Raw genomic sequence first — 18,404 nt, forward strand, 5'->3', positions numbered from 1 at the left:
ACCCCCTTCGGCTGGTTACGTTCGAAGGCATGGAGAACATACTCCGCCCGCTGATCGTGATCGGCGGCTCGGTCCTGCTCACCCTGATCATCGGGTGGGCCACCGACCGCCTGATGCGCAAGGCCGACGAGCGGCACAGTGAGACGCCCCTGTGGGGTCTGCTGCGCCGCGCCCGCGTCCCCTACCAGCTCGTGCTGTGCGCGGCCCTGCTCAGAGGGTCGTACCACGAGGCGCAGCTGCTCCAGGAGAACCGGGTCGCCGCCGGCCGGGTCCTGACGCTGGTGCTGATCGGCGCGGCCGCCTGGCTGGCGATCCGTATCGCCGCGGCGGTCGTGGAGACCACGTACAGCCGTTACGCCCGTGCCCACCGCGATCCGGCCCGGGTCCGACGGGTGCGCACGCAGGTGACGCTGATCATGCGTGTGGTGGCTGCGGTCGTCGGTGTGGTCGCCGTGGCGGCGATGCTGCTGACCTTCCCGGCGTTCCGCGCGGCCGGCGCCTCGCTGCTGGCCTCGGCCGGCATCCTCGGCATCGTCGCCGGTGTCGCGGCCCAGTCCACGCTGAGTAACATGTTCGCCGGGTTCCAGATCGCCTTCGGGGACATGGTGCGGCTCGGGGACACGGTCGTGGTGGACGGCGAGTGGGGCACGGTCGAGGAGATCACCCTGACGTTCCTGACCGTACGGACCTGGGACGAGCGCCGGATCACGATGCCTGTGTCGTACTTCACGTCGAAGGCCTTCGAGAACTGGTCGCGCGGCGGCGCCCAGATGACCGGCACCGTCTTCCTGCACGTCGATCACTCGGCGCCGATGGAGAAGATGCGCGAGCGGCTCCGCGACATCCTGCGCGAGTGCCCGGCATGGGACGGCCGCGACTACGGCCTGGTCGTCACGGACTCGACGCCGAGCACCATGGAGGTGCGGGCCCTGGTGACGGCGAAGGACGCGGACGACCTGTGGACGGTACGGGTCGCGGTGCGCGAGCAGCTGATCCGCTGGCTGGCCGACGAGCACCCGTACGCGCTGCCGCGCGTCAACGCGACGGACGCGGCCCTGCCGCCCGGCTTCCCCGTCTCCGGCCGCTTCCCGGCCCGCCGCACCCACCAGCACGACCACCAGCCGACAGCGCGCCCGGAGCGTCCCTGAGGGTTTTCAGTGGCCGCGCTCGGCCCCGCCGTTGACCTGGATGATCTGCGAGGTGATGTGCCCGGCGGCGTGGGACGCCAGCCAGTGCAGGGTCGCGGCGACGTCGCCGGGCGTGGCGGCACGTCCGGTCGAGGTCTCCGCGACGAGCCGGTCACGCCGCTCCTCGTCCATCGCGCCGCCGAAGAACTCGGTGTCCTCGACATACCCGGGCGCGACCACGTTCACGGTGATCCCGCGCGGCCCCAACTGCCGGGCCAGATCATGGGCGTACGGATGCAGCGCGGCCTTGGACGCCGCGTACGCCACGTTGCCGGACCCGCGGAAGGCGGCGATGGAGCCGATGAACAGCACCCGTCCACCGGGGTCGGCGAGCCGGTCCTTCAGGGCCTCGGTGAGCAGTGCCGCGGTCAGGGTGTTGAGGCCGAAGTTGAGGGTCCAGTTGTGCAGGACCACGTCGAGGGGCTCGTCGCTGTCCACCTTGGGTTCCAGGTGGCCGGCTCCTCCGGCGCTGTGGATCAGTACGTCCACGGTGCCGAGCTCCGCCGCCACGAAGCGCTCCACGCCGCGCGCACCGCGCGGCTTGCTCAGGTCCGCGGCGTAGGTGAGCGCCCCGGGCACGCCGGCCTGCTCCAGCACCTCGGCGCGCCGCCCGAGCAGCAGCACCTGATCCCCGTCCGCCGCGAACAGCTGCGCCGTCGCGAGCCCGATTCCCGTACCGCCACCACTGATCACCACGTTGCGAGCCATGATCAGAGCGTACGGAGGGACGGCCGCGGGCGCCGGGATCACCGCAGACTGCGCACGTCCAAATGCCGCAGCACCCGGTCCACCACCTCTGGGTTGGCCCCCGGTTCGCTGCGCGCCGCCAGCACCTCGTGCCGCGCCGCGCTCAGCAGCTCGCCCTGGATCCGCCGCACCCGCTTCAGCCGCCGCGCCCGCTGCTGATGGGCCTCCCTGCGCTCCTCCTCGCCCAGGTCCGGGCTGATCCGCACCCCGATCTCGAACGCCCGGCGCAGCATCTGCTCGGCGAGGTCCTCGGGCAGGTCCTCGACGTCCTCGATCTCCCGCAGCCGGCGCTTCGCCGCCTTGGCGGCGCGCACCGCCAGCTGCTTCTCGAACTCCTTCTCCTGCTCGCTGTCGGCGCGCACCCCCAGCCGCTTCACCAGCCAGGGCAGGGTCAGTCCCTGCACTACCAGCGTCGCCATGATCACACCGAAGGCGATGAACACGATCTCGTCCCGGTCGGGAAAGGGCGCGCCCGAGTCCGTCTCCAGCGGCACGGCCAGCGCCAGTGCCACCGAGGCGACGCCGCGCATCCCCGACCACCACATCACGACGGTCTCTCGCCAGCTCGTCGGGATCTCCTCGTCGTAGTCCCGTCTCGCGTGCATGCGTTTGGTGAGCCAGGTCGCCGGCAGCAGCCACAGCAACCGCACCGCCACGACGACGCCGACCACCGTGGCCGCCCAGCCGAGCATCTCGCTCCACCGCCCGGACGCGGTCCGCACGGCGATGTGCAGTTCGAGCCCGATCAGTCCGAAGGCGACGCCGGTGACCAGCGTGTCGACGATGTCCCAGAAGGTGTGCCCGGCGAGCCGCGTCATCACGTCGTCGGCATCGGTGGCGTACTCGGCGAGGAACAGGGCGGTGACGAGTACGGCGAGCACACCCGAGCCGTGGAGTTCCTCGGCCAGCACGTACGAGGCGTACGGCACGAGCAGCGTGAGCGAGATCTGCAGGGTCGCGTCGCCCAGCAGGTCCATCAGCTTGTTGGCGCCCCAGCCGAGGGCGAGCCCGACGGCCAGCGCCACCACGGCGGAGAGGACCAGATCGAGCCCGGCCTCCCACGGGGAGAACGTCCCGCTCACGGCGGCCGCGATCGCCACGTGGTAGAGCACGATGGCCGTCACGTCGTTGAAGAGCCCCTCACCCTCCAGAATCGACACCAGGCGCCTCGGCAGCCCGAGTTGTCCGGCGACAGCCGTCGCCGCGACCGGATCGGGCGGTGCGACGAGTGCGCCCAGCGCCACGGCGGCGGCCAGCGGCAGCCCCGGCACGATCGCGTGGGCGACGGCGGCGACGCACAGCGTCGTGACGAACACCAGCGCCACGGCCAGCAGGAAGATGGGCCGCAGATTCGCTGCGAACTGCCGCCACGAGGTGCGTCGTACGGCCGCATAGAGCAGGGGCGGCAACAGCAGCGGGAGGATCAGCTCCGGCGGAATCTCGACGTTCGGCACGAATTCGAGCAGCGCGAGAACGATCCCGAGCAGCGTCATCAGCACCGGCGCCGGCAACCCGAAGCGGTCGCCCACCGGGACACTGATCACGGCCCCGAGCAACAGCACGAACAACAGGGCCAACTGATCCACGGTCAGCGCTCCGATGAGATCGGGGTCCACACAGCAGACCTCAAGCCTGCCATGGCACCCTTCCCACCAGCGCCTTAGGGCCCTCGGCTAGAGAGCGCGCCGCATCGCCCGGTGCGGTATCCCCGCGTCCGGGAACTCCGGGCCGTAGGCCACGTACCCCAGCGCCTCGTAGAACCCCAGCGCATGCGTCTGCGCGTGCAGATCCACGGCCGCGAGCCCACGCGTGCGTGCCGCCTCCTCGATGGCCCGCACCAGGGCCGCCCCGACCCCGAGGCCGCGCGCCGCCTGATTCACGGCGAGCCTGCCGAGCGAGCCCACGGACGGATCGCCGCCGGCCTTCGCCGCGGCCGCCTCCCCGTGCAGCAACCGCCCTGTCCCGAGCGGTGTCCCGTCCTCGTGGACCGCGAGCACGTGCACGGCACCCGCGTCGTGGGCGTCGTACTCGATCTCCTGCGGGACGCCCTGCTCGACGACGAAGACCTCCTTGCGCACCGCGAAGCAGGCCTCGCGGTCGGCGGGGTCCTCGGCGACCCGCACGGTGTACGACGGGTCGTGCGACGGAGCGCTCATGCCCACGTCTCCTCGCGGACCTGGTCCAGGGCCTTCTGCAGGTCGGCCGGGTAGTCGCTCTCGTACTCGACCCACTGGCCGTCGCCGGGGTGCTCGAAGCCGAGCCTTACGGCGTGCAGCCACTGGCGGGTCAGCCGGAGCCGCTTGGCGAGCGTCGGGTCGGCGCCGTAGGTGAGGTCGCCGACGCACGGGTGTCGGTGGGCAGCCATGTGGACGCGGATCTGGTGGGTGCGGCCGGTCTCGAGCTTCACGTCGAGCAGGGAGGCCGCGCGGAACGCCTCGATGAGGTCGTAGTGCGTGATCGAGGGCTTGCCGTCGGCCGTGACCGCCCACTTGTAGTCGTGGTTGGGGTGGCGGCCGATGGGCGCGTCGATGGTGCCGCTGGTCGGGTCGGGGTGGCCCTGGACGAGCGTGTGGTAGCGCTTGTCGACCGTGCGCTCCTTGAACTGGCGCTTGAGCGACGTGTACGCGCGCTCCGACTTGGCGACGGCCATCAGCCCGGAGGTGCCCACGTCGAGCCGGTGCACGATGCCCTGGCGCTCGGCGGCGCCGGACGTCGAGATGCGGTACCCGGCAGCGGCCAGGCCGCCGATCACCGTGGGGCCGCTCCAGCCCGGCGACGGATGCGCGGCGACGCCGACCGGCTTGACGATCACGACCACGTCATCGTCGTCGTGCACGATCTCCATGCCCTCGACCGGCTCGGCGACGATCTGCACCGGGGCGGGCGCCTGCGGCATCTCCACCTCGAGCCAGGCCCCGCCGTGCACCCGCTCGGACTTCCCGACCACCGAGCCGTCGACCGTGACCTTCCCCGCCGCGGCAAGCTCCGCGGCCTTGGTACGGGAGAAGCCGAACATGCGGGAGATGGCGGCGTCTACGCGCTCGCCCTCCAGGCCGTCGGGCACGGGCAGGGTGCGGATCTCGGGAATCGTGCTCACCCGTCGAGTATGCCGGACGGGTGAGGCACCCCCGGACGGAGCCTGTGGAAAACTCCGGCAGGGCGGAACCGGCGCAGGTCCCGGCGGACTCAGTCCTTGTGGACGGTCCCGTCCGGGTCCAGGCCCCTGAAGGACAGCAGCACGATCAGAATGCCGCCGCACACGATCGCCGAGTCGGCAAGGTTGAACACGGCGAAGTGCTTGGGCGCGATGAAGTCCACGACCGCGCCCTCGAAGACGCCCGGCGAGCGGAAGATCCGGTCGGTGAGGTTGCCGAGCGCACCGCCGAGCAGCAGGCCGAGCGCGATCGCCCAGGGCAGGCTGTACAGCTTGCGGGCGAGCCGGGCGATCACCACGATCACGGCGGCCGCGATCACCGTGAAGATCACGGTGAAGGCCTCGCCGAAGCCGAAGGCGGCGCCCGCGTTACGGATCGCCTCGAACTTCAGCCAGTCCCCGATGATCTCGATCGGCGGGTGGTGCTCGAGCTTGGCCACCACGATCATCTTGCTGATCAGGTCGAGGGCGTACGCGAACGCGGCGACGCCGAACAGCACGGCGATCCGGCGCCGGCCGCGGGGCCGCTCGGCCGTGGTCCCGGCGTCACCGGTATCCGTAGTGCTCCCGTCGGAATGCTCCGGCTCGGTTCCCGCCGGCTCCGGGGTGTCCGGCGTACCGATGATGCGCTCCGCCTCTGCCACGTGAGTCCCTCAACCTAGGTACCTGACTGAGGACGAGAGTACGGCACGTCCGGCGGCACCCGCCTACCGGTCAGTACCGGCGTTCCTGCTTCTGCTTGCACTCGACGCACAGGGTCGCGCGCGGGAAGGCCTGCATGCGTGCCTTGCCGATCGGGTTGCCGCAGTTCTCGCACAGACCGTACGTGCCCGCGTCGAGCCGCTCCAGAGCCCGCTCGGTCTGCTCGAGCATCTCGCGCGCGTTCGCGGCGAGCGCCAGCTCGTGCTCGCGCGTGATGTTCTTGGCGCCGGTGTCCGCCTGGTCGTCGCCGGCGCCGTCCCCGGAGTCCCGCATCAGGCCGACGAGGGACTGCTCGGACGAGGTGAGCTCGTCGCGCAGCCGCGTCGCCTCGGCCATCAGCTCGGCGCGGGCCTCGTCGACCTCCTCCGGGGTCCAGGGGTCCTCGCCGGGGCGCACCGCGAGCTCGCCGGGCTCCACCGCCGCGGCGATGCGTGCCTTGGGGACGGCGGTCTTGGCCGCCGTGGCCGTGCCAGGAGTCTTCTTCGCAACCACTGTCGTGGCTCCCGTCTGCTCCGCGGCCTGCGCCGCACCCGCCTTCTTGGCCGTGCTCTTGGCGCCCGCCCGCTTCCCGGCCGCACCCAGGCCCTCCTTGGAGGCGCCCTTCTTCACTACACCGCCCTCCTCAAGGCCCCCTTTGGAGCCCCCCGCCCTACCGACCGCCCTCTTACCGGCCGCTTCCTTGCCGGCCGCTTCCTTGCCAGCCACGGCCTCACCGGCCGCCTTCCCCCGGGCCCCCTTCTCCCCCACCGCCTTCCTGACGGACGCTTCCTTGCCGGACACTTCCTTGCCGGCCACGGCCTCACCGGCCGCCTTCCCCCGGGCGCCCTTTTCCCCGACCGCCTTCTTGACGGCCGCTTCCTTGCCGGACGCTTCCTTGCCGGCCACGGCCTCACCGGCCGCCTTCCCCCGGGCGCCCTTTTCCCCGACCGCCTTCTTGACGGCCGCTTCCTTGCTGGCCACTACCCGGCTGGACGCCTTCCGGGCGCCCTTCTCAGCCGCCTCCGGTTCATGGGCGGCCTTCTTGCGTGCCGCCTTCGCACCGACCGCTCCCTGACCGGGAGCTTCCTGACCGGCCGTCCCTGGGCCAGCCGCCTCCGTGCTGGCGCCTACCTGACCGGCCACCTTCTTGCCGGCCGACGCCTTGCCGGCCGTCTTCTTCCCGACCGACTTGCCGCCGGCTGCTACCTGGTCGGTCGCCCTCTTACTGGCCGACGCCTTGCCGGCCGATTCCTTCCCAGACTCAGCGGCCTTCGTACCAACCGTGACCTGGGCAGTCGTCCCCTTGCCGGCCGACGCCTTCCCGGCAGATGCCTCGTGAGCCGCCGCCCTGCCCGGCGCGGCCTTCCCGCCCGATGCCTCGTGAGCCGCCGCCCTGCCCGGCGCGGCCTTCCTCCCCGACGCCTCCTGAGCCGCCGTCTTGGCCGGCGCGGCCTTCCGGCCCGACGCCTTTCCGCCCGCTACCTGGCTGATCGCCTTCTTCCCAGCCTTTTGCCGACCGGCTGCCTTCCCACCAGCCGCCGCCCTGCCCGCCGCCACGCGCCCAGCCGCCCTCTTGGTCGCCACCTCCCCGGCCGGCTCCTCCTCGACGGTCGCTCTCACCGCCATCTTCCGGGCGGCGCCTTCCTTGGCCACAGCCTTCTTGGACGTACTCGCCCTGGCTGCGCCCTTCTCGGCCGCGCTCTTCCGGGCCACTGCCTTCTTGGCTCCAGTGCCCTCGGCTGCCGCTTCCATGGCGACCGCCTTCTTTCCCGACGCCTCGTCCGCCGCCGATTCCTCGGCCGCCTTGCCCGCGGACACGGCCTTCTTGGACCGCGCCTTCTTGGCCCCCGCCGCTTTGCCGGCAGCCTCCCTGACCACCGCCGCCCTGACCACCGCCGCCCTGACCACCGCCGCCCTGGTCACCGCCTCCTGAGCGGCCGGCTTCTTGGACCCCGCAGCCCTACCCACAGACTCCCTGTTCGGCGCCGCCCCTGACACCGCCCCCTCAGCCGCCGACCCCCTGCTCCCAGGCGCCGTCACTGCGGCCCTCTTGGCCTTCGGCTCTTGAGCCGCGGTCCCCGTAGCTGTCCTTGACTTCGCCCCCGCCTTCTCACCCGCCGCCCCTTTACCCGCAATCACCTTCGCAACCGCCTTCTCAGCAGCCGCCTTGACCACCCCCACCTTCTTGGTCGCTCTCGAGCCCCTCCCCTTCCCACCCTTCCCCGCCGCCGGCTCACCGGCCCCCTCCGACGCACCCTTCTTCGAAGCACCCCTCTTCGAAGCACTCCCCTTGGCAGCCGAGCCCGACTCCCCCGCCCCGCCCCGGGCCACCTCCCGCCCCGCCCTCTTGACCGGCTTCCCGCCCCGCGCCCCCGCGGCCCCAGCCCGCGCGCTCTTCTTCCCACCCACATCCTTGGCCGCACCGCCGGAGGTCATCACCCCACCGGACGTACCCAGGCCGTCCGAGGCCAGAACCCCACCGGAAGCACCCGCCCCACCAGCGACACCCACACCGCCGGAAACCCTCGCCCCGCCGGAGGCCATCGCAGTGGTGGACCTGCCCGACGCCGACTGCTGTACGGCGGTCTTCTTCGCCACCATGCCGCGGCCCCTTCACATATTGTGATCTTGCTCGCGAATCGTGCTGGGACGATAAATCGACTTGAGTCCCGCGGCAACGGGGCACACCGCCCGATTCGCCCGCCTCGCGCATGCAGCGCGACAGACCTGCATCCGTTGTGCCCAGCTCCCCGCCGGGTATGCAGACGAGCTGGACGTCCCAGAATCCGAACAGACGTACCGCGCCATTCGGGTCATCCCGGCCCGGACCCGACCCCCGTCCCCAGGGCCGGGAAATCCGGTCGGCCGCTGTCCCCGCGGCGCCGTACACTGGGCGGAGCGAAAAGCGTGGATGGGGACGAGTAGCGGCGTACGCAGCCCAGAGCGACCCGGGGACGGTGGAAGCCCGGGGGCCAGCGCGACGTGAAGATCACCCCGGAGCCGTCGGAAGAAAGCCGCAGCCCAACAGCAGCGGCCGGTAGAACCGGCATCGCGACCCCAATGAGGGGGCTCACCGACGCACACCCCGCGCCGGAGAGCCAAGGAGGGTGGTACCGCGGGAGCGCGCCGAAACCGGCGTACGGAAAGACACAGCTCTCGTCCCTCCGGACGGAAGGCAGCAAGTCCGCCGGAGGAAGCTCGCTGATGACAACGCCGACGTACCGCCAGGTACCCGCCCAGGTCGACCTGCCCGCCCTCGAGCACGCCGTGCTCGACTTCTGGCGCGAGCAGAAGATCTTCGCCAAGAGCCTGGACCAGTCCGAGGGCCGCCCCGAGTGGGTGTTCTACGAGGGCCCGCCCACCGCCAACGGCATGCCCGGCGCCCACCACATCGAGGCCCGCGTCTTCAAGGACGTCTTCCCCCGCTTCCGCACCATGCGCGGCTACCACGTGGCCCGCAAGGCCGGCTGGGACTGCCACGGCCTGCCGGTGGAGCTGGCGGTCGAGAAGGAGCTCGGATTCAGCGGCAAGAAGGACATCGAGGCGTTCGGCATCGCCGAGTTCAACGCCAAGTGCCGCGAGTCCGTGCTGCGCCACACCGACGCCTTCGCCGACCTGACGACGCGCATGGGCTACTGGGTCGACCTCGACGACGCCTACGTCACGATGGAGCCCGAGTACATCGAGTCCGTCTGGTGGTCCCTCAAGGAGATCTTCAACAAGGGCCTCCTCGTCCAGGACCACCGCGTCGCCCCCTGGTGCCCCCGCTGCGGCACCGGCCTGTCCGACCACGAGCTGGCGCAGGGCTACGAGACGGTCGTGGACCCGTCCGTGTACGTCCGCTTCCCGCTCACCTCCGGCCCGCTCGCCGGCGAGGCCGCGCTCCTGGTGTGGACGACCACGCCCTGGACCCTCGTCTCCAACACGGCTGTCGCCGCCCACCCCGAGGTCACCTACGTCGTCGCGACGAACGGCGAGGAGAAGCTCGTCGTCGCCGAGCCGCTTCTCGCCAAGGCCCTCGGCGAGGGCTGGGAGGCCACCGGCCAGTCCTTCACCGGCGCCGAGATGGAGCGCTGGACCTATCAGCGGCCGTTCGAGCTGGTCGAGTTCCCGGAGACCGAGGGCGGCACCCACTACGTGGTGAACGCCGAGTACGTCACGACCGAGGACGGTACGGGTCTGGTCCACCAGTCCCCCGCCTTCGGTGAGGACGACCTCAAGGTCTGCCGTTCGTACGGCCTGCCCGTCGTGAACCCGGTCCGTCCGGACGGCACCTTCGAGGAGGACGTCTCCCTGGTCGGCGGCGTCTTCTTCAAGAAGGCGGACGAAAAGCTCACCGAGGACCTCCAGCAGCGCGGTCTGCTCTTCAAGCACATCCCGTACGAGCACAGCTACCCGCACTGCTGGCGCTGCCACACCGCGCTCCTGTACTACGCGCAGCCGTCCTGGTACATCCGCACCACCGCCATCAAGGACCGGCTCCTCGAGGAGAACGAGAAGACCAACTGGTTCCCTGACACGGTCAAGCACGGCCGGTACGGCGACTGGCTGAACAACAACATCGACTGGGCGCTGTCCCGCAACCGCTACTGGGGCACCCCGCTGCCGATCTGGCGCTGCGAGGACGACCACCTCACGGTCGTCGGCTCCCGCGCGGAACTCACCGAGCTCACGGGCGCCGACCAGTCCGCTCTGGACCCGCACCGCCCGTACATCGACGATGTGACCTTCGCCTGCCCGCAGTGCGCCAAGACGGCCACGCGCGTGCCGGAGGTCATCGACGCCTGGTACGACTCGGGTTCGATGCCGTTCGCGCAGTGGGGCTACCCGTACAAGAACAAGGAGCTGTTCGAGAGCCGCTACCCGGCGCAGTTCATCTCCGAGGCCATCGACCAGACCCGCGGCTGGTTCTACACGCTGATGGCGGTCGGCACCCTGGTCTTCGACAAGTCGTCGTACGAGAACGTGGTCTGCCTCGGCCACATCCTCGCCGAGGACGGCCGCAAGATGTCCAAGCACCTGGGCAACATCCTGCAGCCGATCCCGCTGATGGACCAGCACGGCGCGGACGCGGTGCGCTGGTTCATGGCGGCCGGCGGCTCCCCGTGGGCGGCACGCCGCGTGGGCCACGGCACGATCCAGGAGGTCGTCCGCAAGACGCTCCTGACGTACTGGAACACGGTCGCCTTCCAGGCCCTGTACGCCCGTACGTCGAACTGGGCGCCGTCCGCGGCCGACCCGGCCCCCGCCGACCGCCCGGTCCTGGACCGCTGGCTGCTGTCCGAACTGCACGCGCTGACCGACCAGGTGACCCAGTCCCTGGAGGCGTACGACACCCAGCGCGCCGGCAAGCTGCTCTCGGCGTTCGTCGACGACCTGTCGAACTGGTACGTCCGCCGCTCGCGTCGCCGCTTCTGGCAGGGCGACAAGGCGGCCCTGCGCACCCTGCACGAGGTCGTCGAGACGGTCACCAAGCTGATGGCCCCGCTGACCCCGTTCATCACCGAGCGGGTATGGCAGGACCTGATCGTGCCGGTGACCCCGGATGCGCCGGAGTCGGTGCACCTGGCGTCCTGGCCCGAGGCTGACCTGTCGGCGATCGACCCGGAGCTGTCGAAGCAGATGGTCCTGGTCCGCCGGCTGGTGGAGCTGGGCCGTGCCACGCGCGCGGAGTCGGGCGTGAAGACCCGACAGCCGCTGTCCCGTGCGCTCATCGCCGCCACCGGCTTCGACGCGCTCGACCGCGAGCTGCACGCGCAGATCACGGAAGAGCTGAACGTCACATCCCTCGCGTCCCTCTCCGAGGTCGGCGGCTCCCTCGTCGACACGACCGCGAAGGCCAACTTCCGCGCCCTTGGCAAGCGCTTCGGCAAGCGCGTCCAGGACGTGGCGAAGGCCGTCGCGAACGCGGACGCGGCGGCGCTGTCCCTGGCCCTGCGCGAGGGCACGGCGTCGGTGGAGGTCGACGGCGAGACGGTCACGCTCGCACCCGACGAGGTGATCATCACGGAGACCCCGCGCGAGGGCTGGTCGGTGGCGTCCGACTCGGGCGCGACGGTGGCCCTGGACCTGGAGATCACGGAGGAGTTGCGCCGCGCGGGCCTGGCCCGTGACGCGATCCGCCTGATCCAGGAGGCCCGTAAGAACAGCGGCCTGGACGTGGCCGACCGCATCGCCCTGCGCTGGACGGCGACGGACCCGGCGACGATCGCGGCACTGGGCGACCACGCCGAACTCATCGCCGACGAGGTCCTGTCGACGGACTTCGCCCAGGGTGAGGCGGACGACACGTATGGCTCCGCCTTTGCCGACGAGGGGCTGACCCTGACGTTCCGCCTGCGTAAGGCGTAGCGCTCCGCCGGAAAGCACGCCGAAGGCCCGGGCCCGCCAAGGAAATCTTGGCGGGCCCGGGCCTTCGGCGTTGTGTACGTCGGACACCCCACCCAACGCCGAACAAACGCCGCAGAGGCCGTGAACACGCGTAGCAAAAGGGCGGGGCCCCGGATCGAAATCCGGGGCCCCGCCCTGAACGCTGCCAGCGTCTACGGCGTACTACCAACCGTCAGTTGTCGTCCTCGTCGATGAGGAACCCGCGCATCGGCGACGGGGCCTGGCCCATGGGGCCCGGGCCCTGCGGCCGGACCGGCGCCATCGGCTGGGTCATCGCCGGGGACATCTGCTGCTGACCGCCGTAGGACGGGGCAGCCGGGGACGGGGCGCCGCCCATCGTCTGGTTGCCGCCGTAGGACGGGGCACTCGCGCCGGCCGGTGCCATGGAGGGCGCCGGGGACGGCGGGAGAGACGCGGTGGCCGGAGTGCGCGGCGGGGCGAGCGAGTCGTCCGCCTGGGTCTCCAGCTGGCGCAGCTGGGACTCGAGGTAGGACTTCAGCCGCGTGCGGTACTCGCGCTCGAAGCCACGCAGATCCTCGACCTTGCGCTCCAGCGTGGCGCGGGCGGACTCCAGGGAGCCCATCGCGACACGGTGCTTCTCCTGCGCGTCCCGCTCCAGGGCGTCCGCCTTGGCACGGGCGTCACGCTCGAGACCCTCGGCACGCGAACGCGCCTCGCCGACGATCTTGTTGGCCTCGGAACGGGCCTCGGCGATCGCCTGGTCGGCGGTCTGCTGGGCGAGCGACAGAACGCGCGCGGCGCTGTCGCCACCGGGGCCGCCCTGACCGGGACCGCCCATCGGGCCACCCATAGGACCGCCCATGGGGCCGCCCATCTGCTGCATGGGGGGCTGGCCCATCGGCCCCGGACCCTGGCCCATCGGACCGGGACCCTGCGGGCCACCCTGACCGCCGGGACCGGCGGGCAGCTGCGGGGCACCGCTCGGCAGCTGGGGCGGGCCACCCATGGGGCCACCCATCTGCTGCTGCGGCGGGCCCGATATCCCAGCGGGGACGGGAGCCCCGGGACCGCGCATGCCCTGCTGAGGCATGCCGCCCTGCTGCATGCCGCCCTGCTGCTGGTCCTGCGGGCCGCCGGGACCCTCGGGGGGCTTGCGCATGTTCTGCTGGTTCTGGGCAGCAGCACGCGTGGCCGCGGCCAGCTTGGCGCGCAGGTCCTCGTTCTCGCGGAGCAGGCGGGTCAGTTCGGCTTCGACCTCATCGAGGAAGGCATCGACCTCGTCCTCGTCATAGCCTTCTCGGAGGCGGACGGTCGTGAACTGCTTGTTCCGCACGTCCTCGGGGGTCAACGGCATCTCTTCACCTCAACGTAGTCGTCGGCAGTCGGCAAGACCGTATCTCTCACATCGCTCACATCGCGCTCCGCACGAGCGTGATCAGGATGTAGACGATGATCATCAATACGAAGAAGGACAGGTCGAGCGCCACGCCCCCGAGACGCAGCGGCGGGATGACCCGCCGCAGAAGCTTGAGCGGTGGATCAGTGACAGTGTAGGTGGCCTCCAGAACGACCACCATCGCCTTGCCGGGTTGCCACGAGCGGGCGAACTGGAAGACGTAGTCCATGACCAACCGGAAGATGAGCACGATGAGGAGAACCATCAGCGCGATGTAGAGAACCTGCAGAACCACGCTCATGACTGGTGCTTCCCTCTCCCCTGTTCCCTGATCCGTGCGTTTGTTTCCGGTGGTGCGTCTCAGCTCTGGTTGAAGAACCCGCCCTCTGCGATACGGGCCTTGTCCTCCGCCGTGACATCGACGTTAGCAGGCGACAACAGGAACACCTTCTGCGTCACCCGCTCGATGCTGCCGTGAAGACCAAACACCAAACCAGCCGCAAAGTCGACAAGTCGCTTCGCGTCTGTGTCATCCATCTCAGTCAGATTCATGATCACCGGGGTGCCTTCACGGAAGTGTTCCCCGATGGTACGGGCCTCGTTGTAGGTCCGCGGGTGAAGTGTGGTGATCCGGTACGGCTCTCGTTCCGACACGACCTTGGGCATGATCACCGGTGCGTTCTTCTCCAGGCTTGCGCGTTCTTGTGTGATGGACGCCACGGGCGCGATGCGCGCCGGGCGGCTGGATTCCGCGGGGAGCGAAGTCGATCGGGCCACGGGTTCACGCGGCGCGGGCGGCTGCACGATTCGCACCTCTTCGTCCCTTTGGGACGAATGTGCACTGTGGGACTGGTGGGACGGCTCATGCCGTCGGTGGTCCCGCTCGGGCTCCGGGTCCAGTTCGGGCTCGAAGTCGTCGTCGGGGTCGAACCCCCGGCCGTCGTACCCATCGTCCTCCACGAGGCCGAGGTAGACCGCCATCTTGCGCATCGCGCCGGCCATGCTCTGAGTCCTCCGCTCTGTGGTGGATCGGCTGACGACTGCCAAATGCCCGCGATCCACACGGTCGTTACGCCCGCCTTTCGGCGACATTGACCATATTTTCTGCTGTGGTCCGACTTCTTGGCGACGTTACCCGAGCCTGGGGCGGACTCCGAGTACCGCAGTGCCGACGCGCACATGTGTCGCTCCGGCCGCCACGGCGTCCTCGAGATCCGCACTCATCCCTGCCGACACCATGTTCGCAGTCGGATGGGCGCGGCGCAGGTCAGTCGACAAATCCATCAAGCGCTCGAACGCCGCCTGTTGGCGTCCCTCGTACTCCCCGCTGAGCGGCGCGACGGTCATGAGGCCGTCGAGCCGCAGCCCGGGAGCCTTCGCGACGAGGTCGGCCAACTCTGCGACCCCGCCGGGCGCCACACCACCCCTCTCACCCCGCGCGCTCTCTCCCGCATCCAGCGCCACCTGGATGAGGCAGCCCACCTCCCGCTCCTGCCGTACGGCCTCCTTCGACAGCGCCGTCACCAGCTTGGAACGATCGACGGACTGCACGAGATCCGCGTAACCGACCACGGATCGCACCTTGTTGGTCTGCAACTGACCGACGAAGTGCCAAGCGAGCGGCAGATCCGAGCAGGCGGCGGCCTTCGGGGCCGCGTCCTGGTCGCGGTTCTCGGCGACATGACGCACACCGAGCTCCGCCAGCATCCGCACATCGCTCGCGGGGTAGGTCTTGGTGACCACGATCAGGGTCACCTCCCCGCGCCCGCGCCCGGCGGCCGCGCAGGCGGCGGCGATCCGCTCCTCCACCTTCGCGAGGTTCGCGGCCAGTTCGCCCTTACGGTCCGTCATGCTCTCTCTCAGTCCAACCAGACATATCCCGCGAGTCTCCCGGTGGTGCGGTCGCGGCGGTACGAGAAGTGATCCCCCGACTCCAGCGTGCAGACCGGCGACTGCTCCCGGTCGTGCACCCCGAGTCGCGCGAGCTGGGCGTGCACTCCGGCGACCACGTCCACCGCGGGTGTGCCCCAACTCGTCTCGGCGTGCGCCGTCGGCTCCTTGGCGGCCACCTCGGCGCGCATGGCCTCCGGCACCTCGTAGCACCGTCCGCAGACGGCCGGGCCGGTACGGGCGACGATCCGGGACGGCTCGGCGCCCAGGTCGGTCATCGCGCGTAGCGCGGCCGGGACCACCCCGGCGATCATGCCGGGTCGCCCCGCGTGCGCCGCGGCGACGATCCCTGCGACCGGGTCGGCCAGCAGGACCGGCACGCAGTCGGCGGTGAGGACGGCGAGGGCGAGACCCCGCTGTGCCGTGACGACCGCGTCGACCTCGGGCACCGGACGATCACGCCATGGCCCGTCGGCCACCGCCACGTCCCTGCCGTGCACCTGGTTCATCCAGACGACCCGGCCCGGATCGAGCCCGAGGGACTTGGCGGCGAGATCGCGGTTGGTCAGTACGGCGTCGGCGTCGTCCCCGACCGCCCCGCCGAGGTTGAGCTCCGCATACGGAGCGGCGCTCACCCCGCCCCACCGGTCGGTGAAGGCGAAGTGCGCGCCGCTCACGGTGTCGCGCTGTGCTATCACGTCAGAAGGATCACTTAAGGAAGTCCGGAACGTCCAGCTCCTCCGCCGCGCTGTCGGCGTAGGTCCGCGACGGCGGGACCGGCGGGGCGACCGGGATGTCGGCCACCGGCTCCGGCTCGGGCTCGGCTTCTTCCTTTGGCGTGACGCTGCCGAGGGAGCCGAACGACGGCCGGCTCTCGGTCTGCCGTGCGGGAGCGGGCTCCTCGCGGCGGGCCGAGGACGGAGACGAGGAGGTCGAACCGAGGACGTTGTCCCGGCGCGCCGGCGGCTGGCCGCCGTCGAAGCCGGCCGCGATCACGGTGACCCGGACCTCGTCGCCGAGGGCGTCGTCGATGACCGCGCCGAAGATGATGTTGGCCTCGGGGTGGGCGGCCTCGCTGACCAGCTGGGCGGCCTCGTTGATCTCGAACAGGCCGAGGTCGGAGCCACCGGAGATGGAGAGCAGCACGCCCCGGGCGCCGTCGATGGACGCCTCCAGGAGCGGCGAGGAGATCGCCATCTCGGCCGCGGCCACCGCGCGGTCGTCGCCGCGGGCCGAGCCGATGCCCATGAGGGCCGAACCTGCCTCGGACATGACCGACTTGACGTCGGCGAAGTCGAGGTTGATGAGGCCAGGGGTGGTGATGAGGTCGGTGATGCCCTGGACACCGGAGAGGAGGACCTGGTCGGCCGACTTGAAGGCGTCGAGCACCGAGACCTGCCGGTCCGAGATGGACAGCAGCCGGTCGTTCGGGATGACGATGAGGGTGTCGACCTCTTCGCGGAGCTCGGCGATGCCGTCCTCGGCCTGGTTGGCGCGGCGCCGTCCCTCGAAGGTGAACGGGCGCGTGACCACGCCGATGGTGAGGGCGCCCAGCGAGCGTGCGATGTTGGCCACGACGGGCGCGCCGCCGGTTCCGGTGCCGCCGCCTTCACCGGCCGTCACGAAGACCATGTCGGCCCCCTTGAGGACCTCCTCGATCTCCTCGCGGTGGTCCTCGGCGGCCTTGCGGCCGACGGCCGGGTTGGCTCCGGCGCCGAGTCCGCGGGTGAGTTCACGGCCGACGTCGAGCTTGACGTCGGCGTCGCTCATCAACAGAGCTTGCGCGTCGGTGTTGATAGCGATGAACTCGACGCCCTTGAGACCGACCTCGATCATCCGGTTGATGGCATTGACACCACCGCCGCCGACACCGATGACTTTGATGACTGCGAGGTAGTTCTGCGGTGCTGCCACGTCGAAGGCCTCTCGCCTCGAGTTACGGGTCGTCGGATCACGGGAAGCCTCTGCTTCGTGAACCGGCGACTGATGCCGAATGGGACGGTCCGTAGCGCCGACCCGAACCCTAACCCTGAAGTTTAGGGTTACCAGTGTGTCTGTTCCTTGAAGTCTTCTGAACAGGACACTAAGTCGACAAGTGGCGCACGTTCAACGAACACGCCGAACCTCCCGTTTTTCTTTTCACCCTATGTGATCAGCCATGTCGCTGCCCAACCAGGGTGCTGGCCTGCGCGAATGTGCGTCAACTCCCCGATGACGCAGGGGCGGTGGGAACGCTGACGTCGAAGTACCGCGCATCCGGCGAGGCTTTCATGAGAGCGGTGAGCGTGCGGGCCTTCGCGGCCCCCTTCTCGCCACTCCCCCACGCGACGGTCGTGCCGCCGCTCAACACGAGTGAGATGTCGTCGTAGGAACGGACCTTGACGACCTGGGTACCGCGCGCGACCGCGTCCGGAAGGGCGTCGGCGACGCGCACCGCCTCCCGCATCAGACGGGCCTCGCCGAAGCGGCGCAGACTGGCGGCGGCGGAGCTCGACCGAGACACCGTCAATTCCAGTGCGGGAACGCCTTTCGGAGCCACAGAAACCGTGGCGAATCGGACGCCTTCCTTGTCCACTTCGACGAACTTTCCGTCCTTTTGGACAATCAGAACCGGAGTACGTTCCGCCACTTTGACGCCGATTCCGCGGGGCCAGGAGCGGACCACCTCAACCTCGTCAATTCGGGGCATTTTCCGGCGCAGCCGTGCCTCAATCGCTTCGGTGTCGACGGAACTCAGCGGCGCCCCGACGGGGACGTCGGCGGCCTCAAGGACCTGCGCGGGCGTCAGCACCCGGGTCCCGGAGACGGAAACGCGCTCCACGCGCAGCCATTCGGAGCCGTACAACAGCCAGACGGAACCCGCGCCGAGGAGTACGAGCACGACGAGAAGAATGATCATCGTACGAAGTCTCCGCAGCCTCAACCGCCGGGCGAGGGGCGGGCCGGACGACTCCTGCTGGCGTTCACCGCGCTCGGCGGTCGTCGGTCCGGCCACGCT

The 18,404-nt window shown here is 70.2% G+C and carries 15 protein-coding genes; 2 read left to right on the plus strand and 13 right to left on the minus strand.

Annotated elements, in window-relative coordinates; genetic code table 11:
* Nucleotides 1–29 precede the first annotated feature (29 nt).
* A complete protein-coding gene (locus ACFY5C_RS15935; protein WP_389444682.1) occupies nt 30–1,148 on the plus strand; it encodes a mechanosensitive ion channel family protein in 1,119 nt (372 codons plus the stop codon).
* A gap of 6 nt (nt 1,149–1,154) precedes the next feature.
* On the opposite strand, the gene ACFY5C_RS15940 is transcribed toward ACFY5C_RS15935, so the two are convergent.
* The 6 genes from ACFY5C_RS15940 to ACFY5C_RS15965 form a co-directional block, all read right to left on the minus strand.
* The gene (locus ACFY5C_RS15940) at nt 1,155–1,895 is read right to left on the minus strand and encodes an SDR family NAD(P)-dependent oxidoreductase (RefSeq protein WP_389444683.1); all 741 of its coding nucleotides are present in this window, start codon (nt 1,893–1,895) and stop codon (nt 1,155–1,157) included.
* Between the two features lie 38 nt (nt 1,896–1,933).
* On the minus strand, nt 1,934–3,520 hold the full coding sequence (locus tag ACFY5C_RS15945) for a Na+/H+ antiporter (protein WP_389444842.1): 1,587 nt from the start codon (nt 3,518–3,520) through the stop codon (nt 1,934–1,936).
* A gap of 87 nt (nt 3,521–3,607) precedes the next feature.
* Nucleotides 3,608–4,090, minus strand: coding sequence for a GNAT family N-acetyltransferase (locus ACFY5C_RS15950; protein WP_389444685.1), 483 nt, complete (start codon nt 4,088–4,090; stop codon nt 3,608–3,610).
* Nucleotides 4,087–5,031, minus strand: a complete 945-nt coding sequence (locus ACFY5C_RS15955; protein WP_389444686.1) for an RluA family pseudouridine synthase — start codon at nt 5,029–5,031, stop codon at nt 4,087–4,089. The genes ACFY5C_RS15950 and ACFY5C_RS15955 overlap by 4 nt, the downstream gene beginning before the upstream one ends.
* Before the next feature lie 89 nt (nt 5,032–5,120).
* Entirely contained in the window at nt 5,121–5,732 is a 612-nt protein-coding gene (lspA, locus tag ACFY5C_RS15960) for a signal peptidase II (RefSeq protein WP_389444688.1), read from the minus strand.
* A gap of 70 nt (nt 5,733–5,802) precedes the next feature.
* Nucleotides 5,803–7,737 carry a TraR/DksA C4-type zinc finger protein gene (locus tag ACFY5C_RS15965; protein ID WP_389444689.1) on the minus strand — a complete coding sequence of 645 codons (1,935 nt, stop codon included), beginning with the start codon at nt 7,735–7,737 and terminating at the stop codon, nt 5,803–5,805.
* Nucleotides 7,738–8,973: 1,236 nt separating this feature from the next.
* On the opposite strand from ACFY5C_RS15965, the gene ileS reads away from it, so the two are divergent.
* A complete protein-coding gene (ileS, locus tag ACFY5C_RS15970; protein WP_389444691.1) occupies nt 8,974–12,120 on the plus strand; it encodes an isoleucine--tRNA ligase in 3,147 nt (1,048 codons plus the stop codon).
* A gap of 211 nt (nt 12,121–12,331) precedes the next feature.
* On the opposite strand, the gene ACFY5C_RS15975 is transcribed toward ileS, so the two are convergent.
* From ACFY5C_RS15975 to ACFY5C_RS16005, 7 genes are all read right to left on the minus strand, one after another.
* On the minus strand, nt 12,332–13,474 hold the full coding sequence (locus ACFY5C_RS15975) for a DivIVA domain-containing protein (protein ID WP_389444693.1): 1,143 nt from the start codon (nt 13,472–13,474) through the stop codon (nt 12,332–12,334).
* A 55-nt stretch (nt 13,475–13,529) separates the two neighbouring features.
* Nucleotides 13,530–13,817 (minus strand): YggT family protein, encoded by a 288-nt coding sequence (locus ACFY5C_RS15980; protein WP_328428366.1) that lies wholly within the window; start codon nt 13,815–13,817, stop codon nt 13,530–13,532.
* 59 nt (nt 13,818–13,876) lie between these two features.
* The gene (locus ACFY5C_RS15985) at nt 13,877–14,518 is read right to left on the minus strand and encodes a cell division protein SepF (RefSeq protein ID WP_383596631.1); all 642 of its coding nucleotides are present in this window, start codon (nt 14,516–14,518) and stop codon (nt 13,877–13,879) included.
* A gap of 129 nt (nt 14,519–14,647) precedes the next feature.
* The gene (locus tag ACFY5C_RS15990) at nt 14,648–15,367 is read right to left on the minus strand and encodes a YggS family pyridoxal phosphate-dependent enzyme (RefSeq protein WP_389444695.1); all 720 of its coding nucleotides are present in this window, start codon (nt 15,365–15,367) and stop codon (nt 14,648–14,650) included.
* Nucleotides 15,368–15,375: 8 nt separating this feature from the next.
* Complete coding sequence (pgeF, locus tag ACFY5C_RS15995; RefSeq protein WP_389444696.1) at nt 15,376–16,104, minus strand: peptidoglycan editing factor PgeF; 729 nt, start codon at nt 16,102–16,104, stop codon at nt 15,376–15,378.
* A 10-nt stretch (nt 16,105–16,114) separates the two neighbouring features.
* On the minus strand, nt 16,115–17,320 hold the full coding sequence (gene ftsZ, locus ACFY5C_RS16000) for a cell division protein FtsZ (protein WP_389444697.1): 1,206 nt from the start codon (nt 17,318–17,320) through the stop codon (nt 16,115–16,117).
* Nucleotides 17,321–17,606: 286 nt separating this feature from the next.
* Nucleotides 17,607–18,401: a cell division protein FtsQ/DivIB gene (locus ACFY5C_RS16005; RefSeq protein ID WP_389444698.1), complete on the minus strand. Its 795-nt coding sequence runs from the start codon at nt 18,399–18,401 to the stop codon at nt 17,607–17,609.
* Between the last annotated feature and the right edge of the window lie 3 nt (nt 18,402–18,404).

The sequence above is a fragment of the Streptomyces sp. NPDC012935 genome, assembly GCF_042900345.1.
Lineage (GTDB): Bacteria > Actinomycetota > Actinomycetes > Streptomycetales > Streptomycetaceae > Streptomyces.

Coding starts and splice junctions, on each gene's coding strand:
- ACFY5C_RS15990 (WP_389444695.1), bottom strand. CDS start 15,367: ATGACGGACCGTAAGGGCGAACTGGCCGCGAACCTCGCGAAGGTGGAG.
- ACFY5C_RS15940 (WP_389444683.1), bottom strand. CDS start 1,895: ATGGCTCGCAACGTGGTGATCAGTGGTGGCGGTACGGGAATCGGGCTC.
- ACFY5C_RS15950 (WP_389444685.1), bottom strand. CDS start 4,090: ATGAGCGCTCCGTCGCACGACCCGTCGTACACCGTGCGGGTCGCCGAG.
- ileS (WP_389444691.1), top strand. CDS start 8,974: ATGACAACGCCGACGTACCGCCAGGTACCCGCCCAGGTCGACCTGCCC.
- ACFY5C_RS15985 (WP_383596631.1), bottom strand. CDS start 14,518: ATGGCCGGCGCGATGCGCAAGATGGCGGTCTACCTCGGCCTCGTGGAG.
- ACFY5C_RS15935 (WP_389444682.1), top strand. CDS start 30: ATGGAGAACATACTCCGCCCGCTGATCGTGATCGGCGGCTCGGTCCTG.
- ACFY5C_RS15975 (WP_389444693.1), bottom strand. CDS start 13,474: ATGCCGTTGACCCCCGAGGACGTGCGGAACAAGCAGTTCACGACCGTC.
- ACFY5C_RS15980 (WP_328428366.1), bottom strand. CDS start 13,817: ATGAGCGTGGTTCTGCAGGTTCTCTACATCGCGCTGATGGTTCTCCTC.